The sequence below is a fragment of the Streptomyces sp. NBC_00376 genome (assembly GCF_036077095.1).
Lineage (GTDB): Bacteria > Actinomycetota > Actinomycetes > Streptomycetales > Streptomycetaceae > Streptomyces.
The window spans coordinates 6,401,765-6,422,935 of sequence record NZ_CP107960.1 but is presented as its reverse complement, the minus strand read 5'-3'; the positions used below and the strand labels follow the sequence as shown (position 1 = coordinate 6,422,935).

Here is a 21,171-nt window from a genome sequence, read left to right as displayed (position 1 = left end):
CGAGTTCACTCGCCGGGATCGAAGGACACCGGCAGCCGGGCTGGCTTGCTGCCGGACGGTGGGGTCTGGAGGGTCTTGAGTGCGAACTCCATGACCTGCTTGTAGATCGGACCGCAGATCTGGCCGCCGAAGTAGCTGCCCTTGGTCGGGTTCTGGATCGCGCAGTAGACGGTGATCTGCGGGTTGTCGGCGGGCGCGAAGCCCGCGAAGGACGCGGTGTAGCCGTGGTAGCCGCCGCGCACCGGATCGACCCGGTTGGCCGTACCGGTCTTGCCCGCCACCCGGTAGCCCGGGATCTTGGCCTTCGTGCCGGTGCCCTCCTCGTCGCCGACCACCGACTCCAGCATGGTGGCGAGCGTCTTGGCGGTCTTCGCGCTGACCACCCTGGTCCGCTCGGGCGGGGCGGCGGCCTGGAAGCGGCCGTCGGCGTCCTTGGTGCCGCGTACCAGGGTGGGTGCGACACGGACCCCGCCGTTGGCGATCGTCGAGTAGATGGAGGCGGCCTGCATGGCGTTGAGCGAGAGGCCCTGGCCGAACGGGATCGTGTACTGCTGCGAGGTCGACCAGTTCTCGGGCTTGGCGAGGATGCCGGGGGTCTCGCCCGGGTAGTCGAGACCGGTCGGTGAGCCGATCCCGAACTTGCGCAGGTAGGAGTAGAGGACCTTGTTGGCCTCGGCCTGCGTCTTCCCCAGCTCGCCGGTGGCCAGGATGGTGCCGATGTTGCTGGACTTGGCGAGTACGCCGTTGAGCGTCAGGTACCAGGTGGGGTGGTCGATGTCGTCCTTGAAGAGCCGGTCGCCGCGGTGCAGCCGGTTGGGGACGGTGACGTGGGTGCCGGGGGTGGCGGCGCCCTCCTCCAGCACGGCGGCCATGGACATGACCTTGCTGGTGGAGCCGGGCTCGTAGACGTCCTGGAGGGCCGCGTTGCCCAGCGTCGCCGCGTCGGCCTGCGAGAGGTCGTTCGGGTCGAAGCCGGGGGCGTTGGCCATGGCGAGGACCTCGCCGGTCCTGGTGTTCTGGACGACCACGTAGCCGCGGTCTGCCTTGGACTTCTTCACCTGGTCGGTGATGGCCTGCTGGGCGGCCCACTGGATGTCCCGGTCGATGGTCAGCTCGATGTCGGCACCGGGGACGGCGGGGACCTCCTCGGTTCCCGCGGTGGGCACCCGACGGCCGCCTGCCTGGGCGTACCTGATCTTGCCGTCCTCGCCCGCGAGCTCCTTCTCCAGCTGCGATTCGAGGCCGCCCGCGCCCTTGCCGTCGGCGTTGACGTAGCCCAGTATCCCGGCGGCGAGACCCCCGTTGGGGTAGACCCGCTTGGTGGTCGCCTCCTGGAAGACGCCGGCCAGCACATTGGCTCCGGCGCCGCCGTTCGCCCGGTCCTTGCCCGCCTTCTCCGCGAAGACGGACTTGAGGTCCTTGATCTGGTTCCAGACCTGCGGGGTCTGCCTGCGGGCCAGGACGACGTAGCGGCCCTTCTGGGACAGCTTCCGGGTCAGCTCGGTGGCATCGGTGCCGAGGATCGGGGCGAGGAGCGCCGCCGCCTGCTGGGGCGCGTCGGGGGCCTTGCTGAACTCGGGCGTGAACATCGAGGGGTCGGCGGTGATGTTGTACGCGTCGACGCTGGTGGCCAGGGCGATCCCGCTGCGGTCGGTGATCTCGCCGCGCTCGGCGGAGATCGTGTAGCTCAGGTAGCGGTTCTCCTTGGCCTTGGCCGAGTAGGCGGCGGCGTCGACGGCCTGGACCTGGAGCAGCCGGACGACGAACGCCAGCATGACGAGCGTCAGGGCGAGGCTGACCAGGCGGAGCCGGGGGCGTGGACTGCCGAGCCGCAGGGGGGTCGTGCTCCGGCTGCGGGGCGCGCGGGGGCGTGGTGCCGGGGAGGAGCGGCGGGAGCGCCCCTGGCCGCCTGCGGCGCTGCGCGGGCGTGCGGGGCCGGGGACCCGGCGGCGCGGTGGTTCCTTGGGCGGCACTGCGTCACCTGCCGGGGCTCGTCGGGGGCTGGTCTGCCGGGGTAAGCGCCCCGGCGGGCGGGGTCGCGGAGGTGCTGGACCGTGCGGCGGCGCCCGAAGGCGTGGCCGATGCCGGCGCAGCGGGCGGGGCCGGGGCGGTGGACCGGGGCCGGGTGCCCGCGGTCGCGGGGGGTGCCGCCGGCGCACTGCTCTTCGGGGCCGGCGGCGGGGCGGGCTCGGCGGTGGTCTCGGCGGGTACGCCGCGGACCGTGCCGTCCGGATTCAGGAAGGCGGGGCTGCCGCCGGGCACCATGCCCAGCTCGCGGGCGCGCCGCTCCAGGGCGTCCGGCTTGGAGTAGTTGTCGACGTCGTGCTGGAGCGCCTGTTCCTCGTCGGTGAGCTCCGTGGTCCGCTTCTTCAGCTCGCTCAGCCGGAACGACCCTTCGTTGAGGGCCGAGTTGAGCACCAGGAGCGTGATCAGGCCGCCGCCGAGCAGCACCACGACCAGCAGCACGAAGGGCGTACGGGCCGCGTTGCTGGGCCCGGACGGCATCAGCCGGACGAGCCGCGCGGCACGCCCTTTCAACTGCCCGGACGGTCCGCTCACCGCGCCGCCGCCCCGCACGTCACCGGTTTCCGGGTTCCCGGACGCCGGGCTCTCATCGTTCCTCCTCGCGGATCCGCTGGGCGCCGCGCAGCCGGGCGGGGGCGGCCCGCCGGTTCTCGGCGACCTCCTCCTCGGTGGGCAGCTCCGCACCGCGGGTCAGCAGCTTCAGCCGGGGCTGGTAGCGCTCGGGGACGACCGGCAGGCCGGGCGGCGCCGTGGTGGCGGCGCCGGCCGCGAACACCTGCTTGACCAGCCGGTCCTCCAGCGAGTGGTACGAGAGGACGGCGATCCGGCCGCCGACGGCAAGGCTCTGGACGGCCGCCGGAATGGCCCGCTCCAGGACGCTGAGCTCGCCGTTGACCTCGATGCGCAGCGCCTGGAAGGTCCGCTTGGCGGGGTTGCCGCCGGTGCGCTTGGCCGCCTGGGGCAGCGAGTCACGGATCAGCTCGACGAGCCGGGCGCTGTTGCTGAACGGCTCCTTCTCGCGCTCGCGCACGATCGCGGAGACGATCCGCTTGGCCTGCTTCTCCTCGCCGTACGCGCGCAGGATCCGTACGAGCTCACCCGGCGGGTAGGTGTTGAGCACCTCGGCCGCGCCGATGCCGGTCGTCTGGTCCATCCGCATGTCGAGCGGGGCGTCCTGGGCGTACGCGAATCCGCGGTCGGCCTCGTCCAGCTGCATGGAGGAGACGCCGAGGTCGAACAGGACGCCCTGGACCTTGGGGATGCCGAGCCTGTCGAGCACCTCGGGCAGTTCGTCGTACACGGCGTGCACCAGGGTGGCCCGGTCGCCGTACGGGGCGAGCCGCTCACCGGAGAGCCGCAGCGCCTCCTTGTCCCGGTCCAGCCCGATCAGCCGTACGGAGGGGAAGGAGGCGAGCAGCGCCTCGCTGTGTCCGCCGAGGCCGAGCGTGCAGTCGACGACCACGGGCGCCTGCGGGCCCGGCGCCTCCAGAGCCGGGGCCAACAGGTCCAGGCATCGCTGGAGCATCACCGGGACGTGTCGGGTCTGGCTCATGCGCCCTCTCAGGCTCAGGTCCCGTGTGGCCGCACGTACGGCCTGGTCCCCGCCCGCTCAGAAGGGGAGGCGGGCCGGCGCCGGGGAAGGGGCGTCGGCCGACCGCGAGCGGGAGAGGGCCGGGCCCGTACGTACGCCGCACACACAGGGGAAATCTACGGAATGTGCAGGGTGTCGGTAACTTCCCGTCACTTTAGTCCACCCTGCCATTCGATCGATTCCCGATCAATCAACCCGGCAGCGCGTCGCCGGACCCCCTGTTCACCCGCTCGACGCAACGACTGTGAAGCTTGTGGGTTACCTCACAACAAGCCTCGTTGACGTTCTTTGTCCCTTCTCACAGCACGACGGGAACAGGTGCGGGAGCTAACGTCATAGCCATGTCGACTTCCGCGCACTCCCCCGTCAGGCCCTCCGCGACCGATGCCGACCAGGCCCGTTCCGGAGGCACGGTCACCGATCGCCTCGTCGAGGCGAACGTCCGGTACGCCGCCGGCTTCGAAGACCCGGGCATGGACGCCAAGCCGGTGCTGCGCGTCGCCGTGGTCGCCTGCATGGACGCCCGGCTCGACCTGCACGACGCACTCGGCCTGGCGCTCGGCGACTGCCACACCATCCGCAACGCGGGCGGCGTGGTCACCGACGACGTGATCCGTTCGCTGACCATCAGCCAGCGGGCCCTCGGCACGCGCAGCGTCATACTGATCCACCACACCAACTGCGGCCTGGAGTCGATCACCGAGGAATTCCGCCAGGAGCTGGAGGTGGAGGTCGGCCAGCGTCCGGTCTGGGCGGTCGAGGCGTACAAGGACGCCGACCAGGACGTACGGCAGTCGATGCAGCGCGTGCGCACCTCGCCGTTCCTGCTGCACACCGACGACGTCCGCGGCTTCGTCTTCGATGTGACCACCGGCCTGCTGCGGGAGATCCTTCCCGCCTCCTGACGTCCCGGACACCCCTCCCAGGAACCGAAAATCCCATCGAAACCGGCATTTCGCCCCCAGTTGTCCACAGGCGAGTGACACGAAGCGGTAACGGCAACAAGAATGCGCGTGTGACATCCCGCCGGACGTGTCCGAGGGGATGTCCCTGTTTCGGGGTGGGCCGGACCGCTGCGTGCGCGTCGGCCCGTGAATGGGGTACCCCACGGCTCCTGGTGAGCGTGGGGCAGGGCCGAGGAGGGCCGGGTGACGACCTATGACGATCGAGCGAGCCTCACAGATCTGACCACGACCGCGGAGCGGGTGCGCAGGTCGGTGGAGAGTGTGATCGAGGGCAAGCCTGAGGTCGTACGGCTTTCGCTGACCGTACTGCTGGCGGAGGGGCATCTCCTCATCGAGGACGTCCCCGGGGTCGGCAAGACGATGCTGGCCAAGGCGCTGGCACGGTCCATCGACTGCTCGGTGCGGCGCATTCAGTTCACACCGGACCTGCTGCCCTCGGACATCACCGGTGTGTCCATCTTCGACCAGCAGCGGCGTGACTTCGAATTCAAGCCGGGTGCGATCTTCGCCCAGATCGTGATCGGCGACGAGATCAACCGCGCCTCGCCGAAGACCCAGTCGGCGCTGCTGGAATCCATGGAGGAGCGCCAGGTCACCATCGACGGGCACAGCTACGAGCTGCCCGACCCGTTCATGGTGGTGGCCACGCAGAACCCGGTGGAGATGGAAGGCACCTATCCGCTGCCCGAGGCCCAGCGCGACAGGTTCATGGCGCGGGTCTCGATCGGCTATCCGAGTGCGGACGCCGAGCTGCGGATGCTCGACGTGCACGGCGGCCTCCCGCCGCTCGACGATCTTCAGCCGGTGGCGCACGCCCACGACATCGTGAAGCTGATCGACGCGGTACGGACGGTCCATGTGGCCGACGCCGTGCGGCGGTACGCGGTGGAGCTCGTCGCGGCCACCCGGAGCCATCCCGATCTGCGGCTCGGCGCCTCGCCGCGGGCCACACTGCACCTGCTGCGCGCGGCGAAGGCCTCCGCGGCGCTGAGCGGCCGGGACTACTGCCTGCCGGACGACGTGCAGGCGCTGGCGGTCGCGGTGCTCGCGCACCGGCTGCTGCCGACGGCACAGGCCCAGCTCAACCGCCGTACCGCCGAGCAGGTCGTGCTGGAGATCCTCCAGCAGACACCCGTTCCGACCGCGGGCGGCGCCACCCAGGTGCAGCCGCAGCATCATCCGGGCCGGGCGGCGTACGGCCGGCAGCAGCCCGGCGCACGGCGGTTGTGATGGCCGCCGGGGGGCCGGCCGCGACGGACGACGGCGGGGAGAAGGGCGGTCTGCGGGCGGCTCTGAGCGGGCTGACCACGCGTGGGCGGTCCTTCCTGGCGGCCGGTATCGCCGCGGCGGTCTGCGCCTATGTGCTCGGGCAGGCGGATCTGCTGCGGGTCGGGCTGCTGCTCGCCGCGCTGCCACTGGTCTGTGTGGTGGTGCTCGTCCGCACCCGCTACCGGGTCGCGGGCACCCGGCGGCTCTCGCCGTCCCGGGTCCCGGCGGGCTCGGAGGCGCGGGTCCACCTGCGGATGGAGAACGTGTCGCGGATGCCCACCGGGCTGCTGATGCTTCAGGACCGGGTGCCCTACGTGCTCGGGCCGCGGCCCCGGTTCGTATTGGACCGGGTGGAGGCGGGCGGCCGCCGCGAGGTGTCCTACCGGGTGCGGTCGGATCTGCGCGGGCGCTACCCGCTCGGGCCGCTGCAGCTGCGGCTGAGCGACCCCTTCGGGATGTGCGAGCTGACCCGTTCGTTCAGCGCGTACGACACCCTCGTCGTCATTCCACGGACCGAGCCGCTGCCACCGGTGCGGCTGGCCGGCGAGGCCGCGGGGTACGGCGAGGGGCGGCAGCGGTCGCTGGCGCTGGCCGGTGACGACGACGTGATTCCGCGCGGCTACCGGCACGGCGACGATCTGCGCCGGGTCCACTGGCGCTCGACCGCGCGCTACGGCGAGCTGATGGTGCGCCGCGAGGAGCAGCCGCAGCGGGCCAGGTGCACAGTGCTGCTGGACACCCGGCGGATCGCCTACCAGGGGGCGGGGCCCGACTCCGCCTTCGAGTGGGCGGTGTCCGGGGCCGCGTCCGCGCTGGTGCACATGCTGGAGCGCGGCTTCGCCGTCCGGCTGCTGACCGATGACGGGAACGCGGTGCCGGGCGAGGGCATGGGCGGTTTCGCCGGATCGACGCAGGAGTCCGCCGACTCGGCGGGTCTGATGATGGACACCCTGGCGGTGGTCGACCACTCCGACGGCAGCGGTCTGTCGCGCGCGTACGACGTGATGCGCGGCGGCAACGAGGGGCTGCTGATCGCGTTCTTCGGCGATCTGGACGAGGAGCAGGCGGCGGTGGCCGCACGGATGCGGCAGCGCAGCGGCGGCGCCGTCGCGTTCGTGCTGGACAGCACGGACTGGGTACAGGGCGATGTCCCGCCCACCGGGGCGGAAGCGGCGTCCGAGCGGCGGCTGCGGCTGCTGCGGGAGTCGGGGTGGACGGCCGTGGCGGTTTCGCCCGGGAACGGGCTCGCCCGGTACTGGCAGCAGGCGGGGCACCAGGGTGTGGCGGTGCAGTCCGCCGCCGGCGGCACGACGGGTTTCTCCGGGGGATGGTCATGAGCGGTCGTGGTCGGCTGGCGCTGTGCGCCTTTGCGGCGACGCTGATGGCGGCGGCCTCGATGCTGCCGCTGGTGGAGCCGGCCGGGTGGATCCTGCAGGCGGCGTTCCTGCTGGCGGTCCAGAGCGGGATGGGGGCGCTGGTCCGCCGGGCGCCCGCGCCCCGCGTGCTGGTCGTCGGGGCGCAGGTGCTGGTCACGCTGGTCCTGCTGACGGTGGTGTTCGCCAGGCAGCAGGCGATGGCCGGTCTGCTGCCCGGCCCGGAGGCCGTCCAGCGGCTCGCGCATCTGCTGACGTCGGGCGCCGAGGACGTCAGCAGGTATGCCGCCCCCGCTCCCGTGACGGACGGCATCCGGCTGATACTGATCGGCGGTGTGCTGCTGGTCGGCCTGGCGGTGGATGCCCTCGCGGTGACGTTCCGCAGCGCTGCCCCGGCCGGCCTGCCGCTCCTCGCGCTGTACTCGGTGGCCGCAGGGCTGTCCGGGGGCGGGGCCGACTGGCTCTGGTTCCTGCTGGCGGCCGGTGGCTATCTGCTGCTCCTGCTGGCCGAGGGCCGGGACCGGCTCTCCCAGTGGGGGCGGGTCTTCACCGGCGCGGCCAGCAGGTCCCCGGGAGGTCCGGCGGTGGGTGCGGCGCTCTCGGGCAGCCGGCCGACGGCCCCGGTCCGTACCGGTCGGCGCATCGGCGCGCTGGCGCTGGGCGTCTCGCTGATCGTCCCGGCGGCACTGCCCGCGCTCGAGGGCGGAATGCTGTTCGGCGCGGGCGGCGACGGGGGCGGCAAGGGTGGCGGCGGCACGATCTCCGCGGTGAACCCGCTGGTCTCGTTGCAGGACAACCTGAACCAGCCGGAGGACCGGCAGGTGATGTCCTACCGCACCAATTCCGGTGCCCCGCAGGACTTCTATCTGCGGATTCTGGCCCTGGACCAGTTCAACGGGAGCGAGTGGCGGCCCTCCACGCGCCAGCTGAAGGACGTGCCCGAGCGGCTCCCGCAGCCGGAGGGCCTCGGCCCGGACGTGGCGGTCACCGAGATCACGTCGAACATCTCCGCGTCCCGTTCGTACCAGCAGACCTATCTGCCGCTCCCCTACCCGGCGACCGAGGTCAGGATCAACGGCCGCTGGCGGTACGAACCGGTGGGGCGGACCCTCGTGGGCGACCGCGGTGAGACGACCCGCGGTGCGCAGTACCGGGTCTCCAGCCTGATGGTCGAACCGACCGCCGAGCAGCTCGCCGGGGCGGGCCCCGCGCCGGCCGCTCTGCGGCGCGAGTACACCCGCGTTCCCGACTCGCTGCCGAAGGTGGTCGAGGAGACCGCGGACCGGGTGACCAAGGGCGCCGCCAACGATTACGAGCGGGCGGTGAAACTGCAGAACTACTTCGCCTCGGAGGGCGGCTTCAGCTACGACACCTCGGTGAACTCTGGCACCGGAAGCGCGGCGATCAGCCGGTTCCTGAAGGACAAGCAGGGCTTCTGCGTCCACTTCTCCTTCGCGATGGCCGCGATGGCCCGGACGCTGGGCATTCCGGCCCGGGTCGCGGTGGGATTCACCCCCGGCACCGAGCAGTCGGACGGTTCGGTCACGGTGGGGCTGCGCGACGCGCATGCCTGGCCCGAGCTGTACTTCCAAGGTGTCGGGTGGACCCGTTTCGAGCCGACGCCGACGCGGGGCACCACGCCGCCGTACACCCAGCCGGATGCCCCCGTGGGCGACACGGACACCCCGGCCCAGCCCGAGAAGGGCCCCTCGGCGGCTCCCTCGATCGCGCCGTCCGTCCCGGACAACTGCCCGGCGCAGATGCGCAAGCAGGGCGAGTGCGGCAGCCCGGCGGCACAGGGCGTGAAGCCTCCGACGGACTCCGGGACACCGGCGAGCACCGTCGCCGGTGTGGTCCTGCTCGCCGTGGTGATCCTCGCACTGCCCCTGCTGCCACTGTTCTGGCGGCTGCGGGCACGCAGGCGGAGGCTGGGTCTCTCTGCCGGGCGTACGCCGGTGCGCGGCCGGTCCGCGGTGTCACCGACGGGGCAGGGCGTCACGGGCCGGGGCACCGAGCCGCACCTGCCGTCGCACGCGACGGCAGGAACGCTCGCGGCCTGGCAGGAGATCACCGACACCGCCTGGGACCACGGCATCGAGCCGGACGACTCCCGGACCCCGCGCAAGGCGGCGGACCGGGTGGTGCGGCTGGGCCGGCTCGAACCCGATGCGGCGGAGGCGGTGCACCGGGTGGCCGGGGCGGTGGAACAGGTGCTGTACGCCCCGGAGCCCCGGGCGAGCACCGGTCTTGCCGAGGACGTGGAGACGGTACGGGCCGGTCTGCGGGCAGCTGCCGACCGCTTCACCCGGATCCGGGCGATCATGGCACCGCGCTCGGCCATTCGGGTGGTCTGGGCGGCATCGGAGCGCTGGGTGGCCTTCACCGGCAGGTGCGCTGCACTGCTCGACCGCAGCCGGTGGGCCGGGTGGCTGCGACGCCCGTCACGCCAGCAGGGGTGACCGGGGCGACCGGGGGCGTGGCCGCGACGTGACGGTCAGCGGCCCGCCACCGGTCCCCGCCTCGGGGCGGCTCCATCAGCCTTGCCCCGACCGACGGTTCCATCAGCCGTGCCCGGACCGTCCGACGGCCCTCGCCCGGCTCCCGGGCACGCCCGGGACTCCCCGGGCACGCCCGCTCGAAGCCACGCCTGCGGACCGGCCGGCCCGATGTCCGTCAGCAGTCACCGGCCCGGGGCATACGCGACGGCCCGGTGCACACATGACGGTCCCGGGCACACGTGAGGGGCGGCCGCGTCTTCGCGGCCGCCCCTCACCCAAGTGTGTCCGAGGGCCTACTGGCCCTGCTCGTCGCGGCGGCGCTGCCACCGCTGCTCGATGCGGTTCATCACGGTCCGGCGCTGCCTGCTGGGCCGGCTGCGCTCGCCACCGCCTCCGGCTGCCGGGTGCTCGCCCGGCTTGGGTGCCTTGCGCCAACCAGTGACCGCAAGGACCGCGCAGCCCAGCATGACGAGAAAACCCACCACGCTGATCCAGATGAGCTGGGCGACCATTCCGGCCATGAGGAGCGCGATACCCACCAGGAAGCCTGCGACCGCCTGGTAGACCCGTCGCCGGGTGTACGTACGCAGCCCGCTTCCCTCGAGCGCTGTCGCGAACTTGGGATCTTCGGCGTACAGCGCTCGCTCCATTTGCTCGAGCATTCGCTGCTCGTGCTCCGAGAGCGGCACGGAGTCCTCCTCGTCGTCGGCCGCGGGGGGCGGCCGGTATGCGGCCCTTCCAGGATAGGCAGGGAATCGCCCCCGTGAAACCCGCCTTCTTGCCCATCAGCCAGTCCGGGCCGCCACGACGGCTCAGCTGCTGAGGCGTTGATTCCCCAACCTCCGATCCGTCATGCCGGATGGTGTCCCCCGATCATACGGGGCGAAGCCCCCGATCGGGGGGCCCGGTGCGTACTCCGTCTGCCGCTGCGTCGCTGATCAGCCGCGCTACGGCCGAGCTACCACCGGACCGGGCCGGACCGGACCGCGCTCAGGCGCGCTTCGTGCCCAGAACGTGCAGCTGCGTCGCGACGGAGTGGAAGGCGGGCAGCTCGGCCGCGGCGGACTCCAGCTTGAGCAGGGCCTCCACGGCACCGGGCTCCGTGTCCACCAGGACGCCCGGCACGAGGTCCGCGAAGATCCGTACGCCGTGGACCGCGCCGACCTCGACGTCGGCGCCGGAGACCAGCTCGGTGAGCTGCTCCGCGGTGTAGCGCCGGGGCACCGGGTCGCCTTCGCCCCAGCGGCCCGCCGGGTCACCGAGCGCCTGCCGGGCCTCGGTGAAGTGGCCGGCGAGCGCCCGGGCCAGGACGGCACCGCCGAGCCCGGCGGCGAGCAGGCTGAGCGCACCGGACGGCCGGAGCGCCGCCACGGCATTGCGTACGCCCTCGGCCGGGTCGTCCACGTACTCCAGGACGCCGTGGCACAGCACCGCGTCGTACCCACCGCGCTCGACCACCTCGAACAGGCCGTGGATGTCGCCCTGGACCCCGCGGACCCGGTCGGCGACCCCGGCCTCGGCCGCGCGGCGCTCCAGCGCGAAGAGCGCGTTGGGGCTGGGGTCGACGACCGTGACGCGGTGGCCGAGACGGGCGACCGGCACCGCGAAGTTGCCGGTGCCGCCGCCGGTGTCCAGGACATCCAGGGCGTCCCTGCCGGTCGCCTTCACCCGGTGGTCGAGGGCGTCCTTGAGGACCTCCCAGACCACGGCGGTACGGAGGGAGGCGCGGGGGCGCAGCTGGTCCGACACGGCAGATGACTCCTCGGCACGGTGCCGCCTGGGACGGCGGAGCGTGAACAGTGCAGGTGGTACGAGCAATGCCCACCCTATTGCCTCACGCCGCCGCTGCCGTCATCCCGCGTCGGGCCGCTCCCTCCTGGCCTGCGGGAGCACCGGCTGGAGCACCAGCAGCCGCTCGACCAGACGCAGGAACATCGCCGCGTCACGGAGCAGGTCGTCCGCGTCCCGCCGGGTCGCGGCGCCGGGTATGCCGGCTTCCGCGCGGGCCCGGCGGCGGGCACCGGAGGCGAACAGCGCGCTCCACTCGGTCAGCTCGGGGGCTATTTCGGGCAGGAGCTCCCAGGCGCTGCGGATGCGCTCCCGGCGCCGCCCGGACGTCTCCGGACGGGCCCGCGCCGCGAGCACCGCGGCCGCGGTGCGCAGCGCTGCGAGGTGGGCGGTGGCATACCGCTCGTTCGGCACATCGAGAACGGCGGCCTCGTCGAGGCCGGTGCGGGCCTTGGCGAGCAGATCGAGGGCGGCGGGCGGCGCCGTGGTGCGGCGCAGAACGGGGTGGACATCGCTTGCCGGGCCGGTCAGTGAGGGGGCAGGGCCGTCTGCGCGGCGCCGGGGTGCGGCTGCTGCGGACGAGTGGGCCATGACGAAACCTCCTGTCTCGTGTAACGGCTCCGTGGCCGTATGTATCCATCGTGAGGGGCACCACTGACAATCGACCTCGACCCCGCTCTGACCTGCTCTTTTGCTTCGTTCGCAAGTTCGGGCTACCTTTTTGAACTGACCGGTCAGTTCAAAACAGGGGGAGGGTCTGTGGACAGCCCGCACGGGGCATCCGTCACCGCCGAGGATTTCGGCCTCAAGGGGCCGCGCGGCTGGGCCTTCCGAGGCATCGGGATCGATGCCGGGCCCGGCTCGCTGGTGGCCATCGAGGGCCCCTCCGGCTCGGGCCGCACCTGCCTGCTGCTCGCTCTCACCGGCCGGATGCGCCCCACCGAGGGCCACGCGAAGATCGGCGGGCTGCGCCTGCCGCGCAAGATGGCCGCCGTACGCCGCATCGCCGCGCTGGGCCCCGTCCCCGGGGTCAGCGAGCTCGACCCGGCCTTCACCGTCGCCGAGCACCTGCGCGAACGGGCCCTGCTGCAGCGCCGCTTCGACGGTTCGCTGCGCACCCTGCTGCGCCCGCGTGCCGAGCGGATCGCCACGGCCCAGGGACGGATCGACGCGGCGCTGGACGCCGCCGGACTCGACCCGGCCACCCTGCCCAAGGCCGAGCGGACCTCCGTACGGGATCTGGAGCGGCTGGAGGCGCTGCGGCTCTCCATCGCACTCGCACTGATCGGCGGCCCCCGGCTGCTGGCGGTGGACGACACCGATCTCAAGCTCTCCGACGCCGAACGCACCGAGGCCTGGGAGCTGCTGCAGTCCGTCGCGGACAGCGGCACTACCGTGCTCGCCGTCTGCAGCCAGGCCCCCGAGAACGCGATCACCCTGCGCACGGACGCCGCTGCCGAAGGAAGGACGGCCGGGGAGGACGCGGCCGAAGAGAACCCGACCGGGGAGAACACGACCGAGGAAGGAACGGCCGATGCGTTCGCCGAGACTGGCCGCGCTTGAGCTCAGGCGCTTCGGCAGGGGGAAGCTGCCGCGCGCCGCGCTCGTCGCACTGCTGCTCCTGCCGCTGCTCTACGGCGCGCTGTACCTGTGGTCCTTCTGGGACCCGTACGGCCGCCTCGACAAGATCCCCGTCGCACTGGTCAACAACGACAAGGGCGCCACCGTCGCCGGCGAGCGCATCACGGCCGGCGACGAGATCACCGGCAAGCTCCTCGACTCCAAGGTCTTCGACTGGCACGAGGTGAGCTCCGCCGAGGCCGGCAAGGGCGTGGAGGACGGGACGTACTACCTCTCGCTCACCATGCCGTCGGACTTCAGCAAGCAGATCGCGTCCAGTTCGGGCGACTCCCCCGAGACCGGCGCCCTCCAGGTGCGGACCAACGACGCCAACAACTACATCGTCGGGCAGATCTCCCGGACGGTCTTCTCCGAGGTGCGCACCGCCGCGTCGACCAACGCCTCGCGCAGCTTCTACGACCGGATCTTCATCAACTTCTCCGACCTCCACGATGCGACGGCGAAGGCCGCCAAGGGGGCCGACGACCTCAAGGGCGGCATCGGCAAGGCCAAGAAGGGATCGCAGGACCTCGCGGACGGGTTGAAGGACGCCAAGGCCGGCAGCGGGCGGCTGGCCGGAGGGATCGTCAAGCTGAACAAGGGCGCGGGCGATCTGGAGACCGGCTCCCGGCAGGTGGCCGACGGCACCCAGCAGCTCGCCGACAAGGTGAACGGGGTGGCGGCCGACGTCCGCCCGTTCCTGAAGGACAACGGCAAGTCGATCGGCGACACCGCCCGGCTGGTCTCCGACACCTCGAAGACCGTGCGGCACAACCTCGATCTGCTCGTCGAGGCGGCGCCCACCGCGGCCACCGACGCCCACACGGCCTCCGACGACCTGGCCGGGATCCACCGCACCAGTTGCGTGGACCAGCAGCCCGCCGACCCCGATCTCTGCCCGCCGCTGAAGCGCGCCATGACCGCGGCGGCCGATGTCGCGAAGGTCGCCGACGACGTGAACGTACTGGTCACGAACCAGAACGGGGACCTGAAGAAGCTGAGCAACCAGCTGACCACCCTCCAGCGGCAGGCCGACGACCTGGCCGAGCGCGCGCCGCACCTGGGCGAGGACCTGGAGTCCGCGGTCAAGAAGATCAACACGCTCAACTCCGGCGCCCACAAGGTCGCCAAGGGCGCCGACGACCTGCACACCGGCCTGACCACTGCCAGGACCGGCTCCGCCGACCTGGACTCCGGCGTGAGCGACCTCAAGAAGGGCGCGACGAACCTGGACAGCGGGCTGATCCGGCTCGGCGACGGCTCGACCACCCTGGCCGAGGGACTCAACGACGGCGTCGGCATGATCCCCGACTACGACAAGAAGGACCGCGACGCCCGTACCGGGGTCATGGCCGACCCGGTGCAGCTGGCCTCCCAGTCGCTGCACGCGGCCCCCAACTACGGCACCGGCTTCGCGCCGTACTTCATCCCGCTCTCCCTCTGGGTCGGCGCGATGGTGGCCTACATGCTGATCCAGCCGCTCAACCGGCGCGCGCTCGCCGCCGGGGCCTCCGCCTGGCGGATCGCGTTCGCGGGCTGGCTGCCGGTGGCCGCGATCGGTCTGCTCCAGGTGGCGGCGCTGATGTCGGTACTGCACTGGGGGCTCGGTCTGCAGATGGCCCGCGCCGCCGGAACGGTCGGCTTCCTGGCACTGGTGACCTGCTGCTTCGCGGCCATCGTGCAGTGGCTGAACGCCCGGTTCGGAGCCGCGGGACGGATCCTCGTACTGGCGGTGCTGATGCTCCAGCTGACCTCGGCCGGGGGAACGTATCCCGTCCAGACCAGCCCCGGGTTCTTCAACGCGATCCACCCCTATCTGCCGATGAGTTACATCGTCGAGGGGCTGCGCCGGCTGATCACGGGTGGCGACCTGGGCCCGGTCTGGCAGGGCAGCGCGGTGCTGCTGGCCTTCACTGCGGGGGCGCTCGCCCTGACCGCGGTGGCCGCGCGCCGCAAGCAGGTGTGGACCCTGGACCGGCTCCACCCGGAACTGAGCCTGTGAGCACGCCGGAACCTGTGAGAATCGGGGGCATGGAAAGCAGCAGCACCACGCGGCGCCGGGCCACCCGGCAGAAGCTGTACGAAGCGGCCGTGACGCTCATCGCCGAGAAGGGCTTCTCGGCGACCACGGTCGACGAGATCGCCGAGCGCGCCGGGGTCGCCAAGGGCACGGTCTACTACAACTTCAAGAGCAAGACCGAGCTCTTCGAGGAGCTGCTGCGTCACGGCGTGGGGCTGCTGACGGCCTCGCTGCGCTCCGCGGCCGAGGAGACCGGGGAGCGAGGCGGCACCCGGGTCGAGGCCCTGGACGCGATGATCCGGGCCGGCCTGGTCTTCATCGACCGCTATCCCGCCTTCACCCAGCTGTACGTCGCGGAGCTGTGGCGCACCAACCGGGCCTGGCAGGGCACCCTCCTGGTGGTGCGTCAGGAGGCCGTCGCGGTGGTCGAGCAGGTGCTGCGCGAGGGTGTGGGCAACGGTGAGCTGAGCGAGGAGATCGACATCCCGCTGACGGCTGCCGCGCTGGTCGGCATGGTGCTGGTGGCGGCCCTGGACTGGCAGGCGTTCCAGCCTGAGCGTTCGATCGACGATGTGCACTCGGCGCTGTCGTTGCTCCTGCACGGGCGGGTCAGCGGACGCTGACCGTCCGGGGCCAGGGCCCTGCCGCACAGAGAAGAACGCCGGTCCGGCGAGGCTCGATCCCCCCGAGCCTGCGCCGGACCGGCGTCTTCCGTGCTGCCGGAGAGCCTTCCCCCGTGACCTCGTTCTCCCCCGTGGTCCACAAGCTCTCCGTGGTACTCCCCCGACCGGAGGGAGCGCCGCGACCGTTCCGCCGCCCCGTGCCGGCGGTGCGGAGCCGCGCCCTCTCCGTGGGCTCCACTCTCCCGTCCGCGCAGGTGGGAACCCATCCGCACACCTACTCATCTCCTCGTCTAGGTACGGATACTCAGGGCTGCGCTCCGAACCCCTCCCCCGGCGTTACGCCATCTGGTTACGATCGCGTCCGTGTCCGTACTTCCTCTGGTATTCACAAGCGGCTGGGCGAGCGGGATCAACGCCTATGCGGTGGCCCTGCTGCTCGGCCTGTTCGGCGTCACCGGTCTGAGCGACGAGGTGCCCGCGTCGCTGCAACGCACCGATGTCCTCGTGGTGGCCGGTGTGCTCTTCCTGTGCGAGGTGGTCGCGGACAAGATCCCGTACGTGGACTCGGTCTGGGACTCGGTGCACACCGTCATCAGGCCCCTCGCCGGTGCCGTCGTGGCCGCGCTGCTGGCCGGCGAGAGCGGTTCGCTGCCGGAGCTCGCGGCGGCGGCGATCGGCGGTTCCACCGCGCTGATGAGCCATCTGGTGAAGGCGGGCACCAGGATGGCGGTCAACTCCTCCCCCGAGCCGTTCAGCAATATCGCCGTGAGCATCGCCGAGGACCTGGGCGTCGCCGGGATCGTCACCTTCGCGATCTTCCATCCGGTGGCGGCCGCGGTCGTCGCGGGGACGCTGTTGCTGCTGGGCATCGTCATAGTGGCCTTCCTGGCCTCCAGAATCCGCCGGTTCATGCGCCGCAGAGCCCAGCGGCGGGAGGAGAAACGCCTGGCCGGAGCGGGTTCGCCCCGGCCACCGGGGTGACTGTCGGCGGTGGCCGTTAAGGTCACTGACATGGCACGTATTGCGGTGATCGGCGCCGGGATGGGCGCGATGGCGGCGGCCGCCCGGCTCGCCGTGGCAGGCCACCGGGTGACGGTGCACGAGCGGTCGGAGACCTTCGGCGGCTCGGTCGGCCGGTATGCCCATGAGGGCTTCGTCTTCGACACCGGTCCGGCGCTGCTGCATCTGCCCGCCGTCTACCGCGACTTGTTCGTGAAGACCGGCAAGGAGCCGCTGGAGCGGTGCGTCACCATGACCCAGGTCGATCCGGCGAGCCGCCATCTGTTCGCCGACGGCACCGCCGTCTCGCTGCCGAACGCCTCACGGGCCGGGGTCGTCTCCGCGCTGGACGGCGCGCTCGGCGGCGGTGCGGGCGCGGCCTGGGGCGGGTTCCTGGACCGGGCGCGCGATGCCTGGGACCGGTCCCGGCGTCCGCTCCTGGAGGAACCCCTGCGCTCCGACTGGCAGGTGCTCGGCCGCGATCCGTATCCGGCGCTCCGGCAGCGCCGCCTGCTGCGCTCCGCCCGGCAGGCGGGCACGGTCGCGGAGATCGGCGCGTGGGAGCTGGCGGACCCCCGGCTGGCCGCGCTCCTCGACGGGTACGCCCTGTCGTACGGGCTCGACCCGCTGCGCGCACCGGCGGCGGCCGCCCTGCTGCCGTACATGGAGGAGACGTTCGGCAGCTGGTACGTCTCCGGCGGGATACGGGCCCTGGCGCGGGCCGTGTACGAGCGGTGCCTGGCCCGGAAGGTGGAGTTCGTCTTCGGCGCCGAGGTGGCCCGGGTCGTCGAGAAGGACGGCCGGGCGGCGGGCGTGGAGCTCGTGGACGGGACGGTCGCGGAGGCCGGTCATGTGGTGCTGGGGGCCCGGCCGTGGGCGGGGCTGGTGCCCGGTCAGGAGCTTCGGCAGGACGGTGACGTGACGGTGCGGCCGGGGCCGGAGCAGGGGGCGGTGCCGGGCCGGTTCATGGTTCTGCTCTCGTTGCGCGGCGCCCGGCCCGCGGATGCCGTGCACCGGACGGTGGTGCACGCGGCGGACGGTACGGCGGAGCGCGAGGCGGTGTTCGGCGGCCGGCTCGCCGAGCGTCCCACGGTGACGGTGCTGCGCCCTGACGACCCGTCGACCCGCCCCGACGACGGCCACGAGGCGGTGACGCTGATGGCGACGGTGGCCCCGCACGGCGCGGTGGAATGGACGGACCCGGCGGTGCGCGAGCGGTACGCCGATTCGCTGATCGAGGCGGCGTCCGCGGCCGTGCCCGGGATACGGGAGCGGCTGCTGCGGGCCGAGGTGCGGACGCCGGCCGAGACGGCTGCCGACACCGGCGCCGAGGGCGGTTCGGTGCCCGCGCCCGCGCTGGCCGGGGCGGGCGGCGCGTATCTGCACCCGGGCAATCGCACCCGGCTGCCGGGGCTCTACGCCGCGGGCGGCTGGTCGCACCCGGGCGGCGGGCTCGCGCACGCGGGCATGTCCGGAGCGCTGGTCGCCGGGCTGATCGTGGAGGGCGACGGCTTCCGCGGCTCGCAATGACCCGGAAGGCCGACGGCCGGGCCCGGCCGCGATCCGGCGGCCCCGGGCGGCCGGCCCGCCGTCAGTAGCGGTACTGCTGCTCGTCGTAGCCGTTGCCGTTGTTGTAGCCGTTCGGGTACGGAGCGGGCGGCGCGGGCGGCTCCGGCGGTGCGACCGGGTACTGCTCGCCCTCGCGCTGCTGCGGCACCCAGACACCACCCGGCGGAGTATCGGGGCCGTACTGCTGGGCGTACGGGTCGGCGGTGTACTCCTGCCGGCCACCGAAGCTGTCGTAGTTGTTGCCGCCGTCGTAGTTGTTGCCGCTGCCGTTGCCGTGGCTGTCGTACGCGTCGTACTGCGGGGAGCCGCCGGTGGTGCCGGTCCCGATGTACGGGTCGGAGTAGGCGGCGTACTGCTGCCGGTCGGTGCCGTAGTCGTACTGACCGGCGAGCGGGTCCTGCCCGGTGTAGGCGTCCTGGCCCGCGTAGCTGTCCTGGCCGGCGTAGGTGCCCTGGCCCGGCGCACCGTACGCGGCGGAGTCGGCGTACGGGTCGTAGGCGGCGTACTGGGGCTGGGGCTGCTCCTGCCGGCTCTGCTCCTGCTGGGACCGGTGGTGGTCGGAGTAGATGCCGTACTGCCCGGTGTCGTCCGGCATCGGCTCGGGCTCGTAGACCGCGGCGGCCGGAGGCCCGGGGGGCGGAGTTCCGGGGGCCGAGGGCTGCGGGGCCCCCTCGTCGTACGCCATCTCCAGGTCCGACACCTGGAGGGTGGGCCCACGGCCCTCCCGGTCGCCGCCGCCGCGGCGACGACGGCTCTCGCCGGGGCTGCCCCCTATGGCCCAGCCGGTGGAGAAGCCGCGCCGGAAGGAGAGCGTGACGTACGTCTGGCCGGTCGCGAAGGCGATCGTGCCGAGGACGATGACGAACACCGACGGCATCAGCACGCCGACGACCACGATGCCGAAGCCCGCGAAGGCGAGCAGCCGCCATCGAAGGCGCGCCTTGTACTGCAGGAGCACCTCGCCGAGCAGCCACAGCGCGACGATTCCGAACGCGATGTAGAGGACCGTCCAGCCCATGCCCGCCCCCTCCTACGGCCACCGCCCGGGTCGCGGCGGGTACGGCCGGTCACGACTGCTTGTGCAGTCCGAGATTCTCGTAGATTTCGAGCGTCGCAGTCGAGTTGTTGAGCGTGATGAAGTGCAGTCCGGGCACACCCTCGGATCGCAGCCTCGCGCAGAACTGCGTTGCGAAGTCGATGCCAATGGAGCGTACAGCGGCGGGATCGTCCTTGGCGGCGAGGATGCGTTCTTTCAGGGACGAGGGGAAAGACGCGTTGCTGAGCTGCGCGAATCTGTCCAGCTGCTTGACGCTGGTCAGCGGCATGACTTCGGGAATGATCGGGGTTTCGCAACCCGCAGCGACCACTCGGTCACGCATACGCAAATAGTCCTCCGGATTGAAGAACATCTGAGTGATCGCATAGTCGGCACCGGCGCGGCACTTGTCCACGAAATGCCGGATGTCGGTGTCCCAGTCGGTCGATCGCGGGTGCATCTCGGGAAATGCCGCGACGCCGACGCAGAAATCGCCGGATTCCTTGATGAGCCGGACGAGATCGGCCGCGTACCGCACACCCTGCGGGTGCTTGATCCATTCGCCCATCGGGTCGCCCGGCGGGTCTCCGCGCACGGCGAGGATGTTCCGGATCCCGGCGTCCGCGTACTGCCCGATCATGTTGCGCAGCTCGGCGACGGAGTGGTTGACCGCCGTGAGGTGGGCGACCGGGGTGAGGGTGGAATCGGCCGCGATCTGCTCGGTGGCCTTCACCGTCCCGGCCCGGGTGGAACCACCGGCCCCGTAGGTCACGGAGACGAAACTCGGCCGCACCGCCTCGACCCGGCGCAGCGCGTTCCAGAGGTTCCGCTCACCCTTCTCGGTCTTGGGCGCCCAGAACTCGAACGAGTACGAGGTCTTGCCGGTCGCGAGAAGCTCACGCACCGTGCGCGCGTGATCTGTCCTGGTGGATGGTGTGCCAAGGGCCATACCGGCAGGTTAACCAGAGCGTGGCGCCCGATGGACCGGACCAGTGCGAATTGCCCGAATTGACTGGTTGTTTGTCCATCCCTCGGACAGTCGGCCGGATATCGCCTCCGCGACGCTCGGACATCACCCCCGCGTCGCCCGGAAACCGCGTCCGGCAGGTCCGCCGGATCACTCCGCGACGCGCGCCCGGACCCTCCTGGCCAGGTCGGCGGTGGCGGCGGCCGGGTCGGCGGCCTCGGTGATCGCCCGGACGACGACGACCCGGCGGGCCCCGGCGTCCAGCACCTCGTCGAGATTACCGGCGTCGATCCCGCCGATGGCGAACCAGGGGCGCGGCTGGTCGAGCGAGGCGGCGTACCGCACCAGGTCCAGGCCGGGGGCGTGGCGTCCGGGCTTGGTCGGGGTGGGCCAGCACGGACCGGTGCAGAAGTAGTCCACGCCGGGCTCGGCGACGGCCGCGTCGACCTCGGACCGGGCATGTGTGGAGCGGCCGATCACCACGTCCTCGCCGATGATGGCGCGGGCGGCGGGCACCGGCAGGTCCCCCTGGCCGAGGTGCAGCACATCGGTGCCGATGGCATGGGCGACGTCGGCCCGGTCGTTCACCGCGAGGAGCTTGCCGTGGCGCCGGCACGCGTCGGCGAGGACGGCCAGATGGTCGAGCTCCTCGGCCGCCTCCATGCCCTTGTCGCGGAGCTGGACGATGTCCACTCCCGCGGCGAGGACGGCGTCGAGGAACGCGGGGAGGTCGCCCTGACGCCTGCGTGCGTCCGTGCACAGATAGAGCCGGGCGTCGGACAGCAGCGCGCGAGGCGTGGACATGGTGCGGTTCCCCCCTGGGAGAGC

At 72.0% G+C, this 21,171-nt stretch carries 18 protein-coding genes; 9 read left to right on the top strand and 9 right to left on the bottom strand.

The genetic code is table 11. The features are described from left to right. Positions 1-5 precede the first annotated feature (5 nt). Genes OG842_RS28975 through rsmH form a run of 3 tightly spaced genes read right to left on the bottom strand, consistent with a single transcriptional unit; the run spans position 6 to position 3,577 of the window. Positions 6-1,973 (bottom strand): peptidoglycan D,D-transpeptidase FtsI family protein, encoded by a 1,968-nt coding sequence (locus OG842_RS28975; RefSeq protein ID WP_266736734.1) that lies wholly within the window; start codon positions 1,971-1,973, stop codon positions 6-8. 4 nt (positions 1,974-1,977) lie between these two features. Then, entirely contained in the window at positions 1,978-2,559 is a 582-nt protein-coding gene (locus OG842_RS28970; protein WP_266736736.1) for an FtsB family cell division protein, read from the bottom strand. Between the two features lie 52 nt (positions 2,560-2,611). After that, positions 2,612-3,577, bottom strand: coding sequence for a 16S rRNA (cytosine(1402)-N(4))-methyltransferase RsmH (rsmH, locus tag OG842_RS28965; protein WP_266736738.1), 966 nt, complete (start codon positions 3,575-3,577; stop codon positions 2,612-2,614). Positions 3,578-3,894: 317 nt separating this feature from the next. Here rsmH and OG842_RS28960 point away from each other — a divergent pair, with 317 nt between their 5' ends. The 4 genes from OG842_RS28960 to OG842_RS28945 all read left to right on the top strand — a co-directional run bounded on the left by OG842_RS28960 (position 3,895) and on the right by OG842_RS28945 (position 9,682). Beyond that, on the top strand, positions 3,895-4,521 hold the full coding sequence (locus OG842_RS28960) for a beta-class carbonic anhydrase (protein ID WP_401876411.1): 627 nt from the start codon (positions 3,895-3,897) through the stop codon (positions 4,519-4,521). A 243-nt stretch (positions 4,522-4,764) separates the two neighbouring features. Beyond that, positions 4,765-5,811 carry an AAA family ATPase gene (locus tag OG842_RS28955; protein ID WP_266736740.1) on the top strand — a complete coding sequence of 349 codons (1,047 nt, stop codon included), beginning with the start codon at positions 4,765-4,767 and terminating at the stop codon, positions 5,809-5,811. After that, positions 5,811-7,187: a DUF58 domain-containing protein gene (locus OG842_RS28950; protein ID WP_266736741.1), complete on the top strand. Its 1,377-nt coding sequence runs from the start codon at positions 5,811-5,813 to the stop codon at positions 7,185-7,187. Before OG842_RS28955 ends, OG842_RS28950 begins: the two co-directional genes overlap by 1 nt. Then, the gene (locus OG842_RS28945) at positions 7,184-9,682 is read left to right on the top strand and encodes a transglutaminase TgpA family protein (protein ID WP_266736742.1); all 2,499 of its coding nucleotides are present in this window, start codon (positions 7,184-7,186) and stop codon (positions 9,680-9,682) included. Before OG842_RS28950 ends, OG842_RS28945 begins: the two co-directional genes overlap by 4 nt. A gap of 332 nt (positions 9,683-10,014) precedes the next feature. Here the strand turns inward: OG842_RS28945 and OG842_RS28940 are convergent, their stop codons facing one another. The 3 genes from OG842_RS28940 to OG842_RS28930 form a co-directional block, all read right to left on the bottom strand. Beyond that, the gene (locus OG842_RS28940) at positions 10,015-10,410 is read right to left on the bottom strand and encodes a DUF3040 domain-containing protein (RefSeq protein WP_266736744.1); all 396 of its coding nucleotides are present in this window, start codon (positions 10,408-10,410) and stop codon (positions 10,015-10,017) included. A 301-nt stretch (positions 10,411-10,711) separates the two neighbouring features. After that, positions 10,712-11,470 (bottom strand): class I SAM-dependent methyltransferase, encoded by a 759-nt coding sequence (locus OG842_RS28935; protein ID WP_266736745.1) that lies wholly within the window; start codon positions 11,468-11,470, stop codon positions 10,712-10,714. Positions 11,471-11,572: 102 nt separating this feature from the next. Beyond that, a complete protein-coding gene (locus OG842_RS28930) occupies positions 11,573-12,100 on the bottom strand; it encodes an SAV_6107 family HEPN domain-containing protein (protein WP_266736747.1) in 528 nt (175 codons plus the stop codon). 168 nt (positions 12,101-12,268) lie between these two features. On the opposite strand from OG842_RS28930, the gene OG842_RS28925 reads away from it, so the two are divergent. From OG842_RS28925 to OG842_RS28905, 5 genes are all read left to right on the top strand, one after another. Then, on the top strand, positions 12,269-13,072 hold the full coding sequence (locus OG842_RS28925) for an ATP-binding cassette domain-containing protein (protein WP_266736748.1): 804 nt from the start codon (positions 12,269-12,271) through the stop codon (positions 13,070-13,072). Next, on the top strand, positions 13,044-15,131 hold the full coding sequence (locus OG842_RS28920) for a YhgE/Pip domain-containing protein (RefSeq protein WP_266736750.1): 2,088 nt from the start codon (positions 13,044-13,046) through the stop codon (positions 15,129-15,131). Before OG842_RS28925 ends, OG842_RS28920 begins: the two co-directional genes overlap by 29 nt. A gap of 29 nt (positions 15,132-15,160) precedes the next feature. Further along, on the top strand, positions 15,161-15,772 hold the full coding sequence (locus tag OG842_RS28915; RefSeq protein WP_266736751.1) for a TetR/AcrR family transcriptional regulator: 612 nt from the start codon (positions 15,161-15,163) through the stop codon (positions 15,770-15,772). Positions 15,773-16,135: 363 nt separating this feature from the next. Next, positions 16,136-16,753 (top strand): DUF4126 domain-containing protein, encoded by a 618-nt coding sequence (locus OG842_RS28910; RefSeq protein ID WP_266736752.1) that lies wholly within the window; start codon positions 16,136-16,138, stop codon positions 16,751-16,753. Between the two features lie 30 nt (positions 16,754-16,783). Further along, positions 16,784-18,301: a phytoene desaturase family protein gene (locus tag OG842_RS28905; RefSeq protein WP_266736753.1), complete on the top strand. Its 1,518-nt coding sequence runs from the start codon at positions 16,784-16,786 to the stop codon at positions 18,299-18,301. 61 nt (positions 18,302-18,362) lie between these two features. Here OG842_RS28905 and OG842_RS28900 read toward each other — a convergent pair whose 3' ends face one another. The 3 genes from OG842_RS28900 to thiE all read right to left on the bottom strand — a co-directional run bounded on the left by OG842_RS28900 (position 18,363) and on the right by thiE (position 21,147). Then, on the bottom strand, positions 18,363-19,358 hold the full coding sequence (locus OG842_RS28900; protein ID WP_266736754.1) for a hypothetical protein: 996 nt from the start codon (positions 19,356-19,358) through the stop codon (positions 18,363-18,365). Positions 19,359-19,407: 49 nt separating this feature from the next. Next, entirely contained in the window at positions 19,408-20,325 is a 918-nt protein-coding gene (gene metF, locus OG842_RS28895; protein ID WP_266736755.1) for a methylenetetrahydrofolate reductase [NAD(P)H], read from the bottom strand. A 168-nt stretch (positions 20,326-20,493) separates the two neighbouring features. Then, the gene (gene thiE / locus OG842_RS28890; RefSeq protein ID WP_266736756.1) at positions 20,494-21,147 is read right to left on the bottom strand and encodes a thiamine phosphate synthase; all 654 of its coding nucleotides are present in this window, start codon (positions 21,145-21,147) and stop codon (positions 20,494-20,496) included. Between the last annotated feature and the right edge of the window lie 24 nt (positions 21,148-21,171).

Bases quoted from the DNA above. Each gene is read 5' to 3' on its own strand.
- metF (WP_266736755.1), bottom strand. From the start codon at position 20,325: ATGGCCCTTGGCACACCATCCACCAGGACAGATCACGCGCGCACGGTG.
- OG842_RS28905 (WP_266736753.1), top strand. From the start codon at position 16,784: ATGGCACGTATTGCGGTGATCGGCGCCGGGATGGGCGCGATGGCGGCG.
- rsmH (WP_266736738.1), bottom strand. From the start codon at position 3,577: ATGAGCCAGACCCGACACGTCCCGGTGATGCTCCAGCGATGCCTGGAC.
- thiE (WP_266736756.1), bottom strand. From the start codon at position 21,147: ATGTCCACGCCTCGCGCGCTGCTGTCCGACGCCCGGCTCTATCTGTGC.
- OG842_RS28945 (WP_266736742.1), top strand. From the start codon at position 7,184: ATGAGCGGTCGTGGTCGGCTGGCGCTGTGCGCCTTTGCGGCGACGCTG.
- OG842_RS28930 (WP_266736747.1), bottom strand. From the start codon at position 12,100: ATGGCCCACTCGTCCGCAGCAGCCGCACCCCGGCGCCGCGCAGACGGC.
- OG842_RS28900 (WP_266736754.1), bottom strand. From the start codon at position 19,358: ATGGGCTGGACGGTCCTCTACATCGCGTTCGGAATCGTCGCGCTGTGG.
- OG842_RS28950 (WP_266736741.1), top strand. From the start codon at position 5,811: ATGGCCGCCGGGGGGCCGGCCGCGACGGACGACGGCGGGGAGAAGGGC.
- OG842_RS28920 (WP_266736750.1), top strand. From the start codon at position 13,044: ATGCGTTCGCCGAGACTGGCCGCGCTTGAGCTCAGGCGCTTCGGCAGG.
- OG842_RS28915 (WP_266736751.1), top strand. From the start codon at position 15,161: ATGGAAAGCAGCAGCACCACGCGGCGCCGGGCCACCCGGCAGAAGCTG.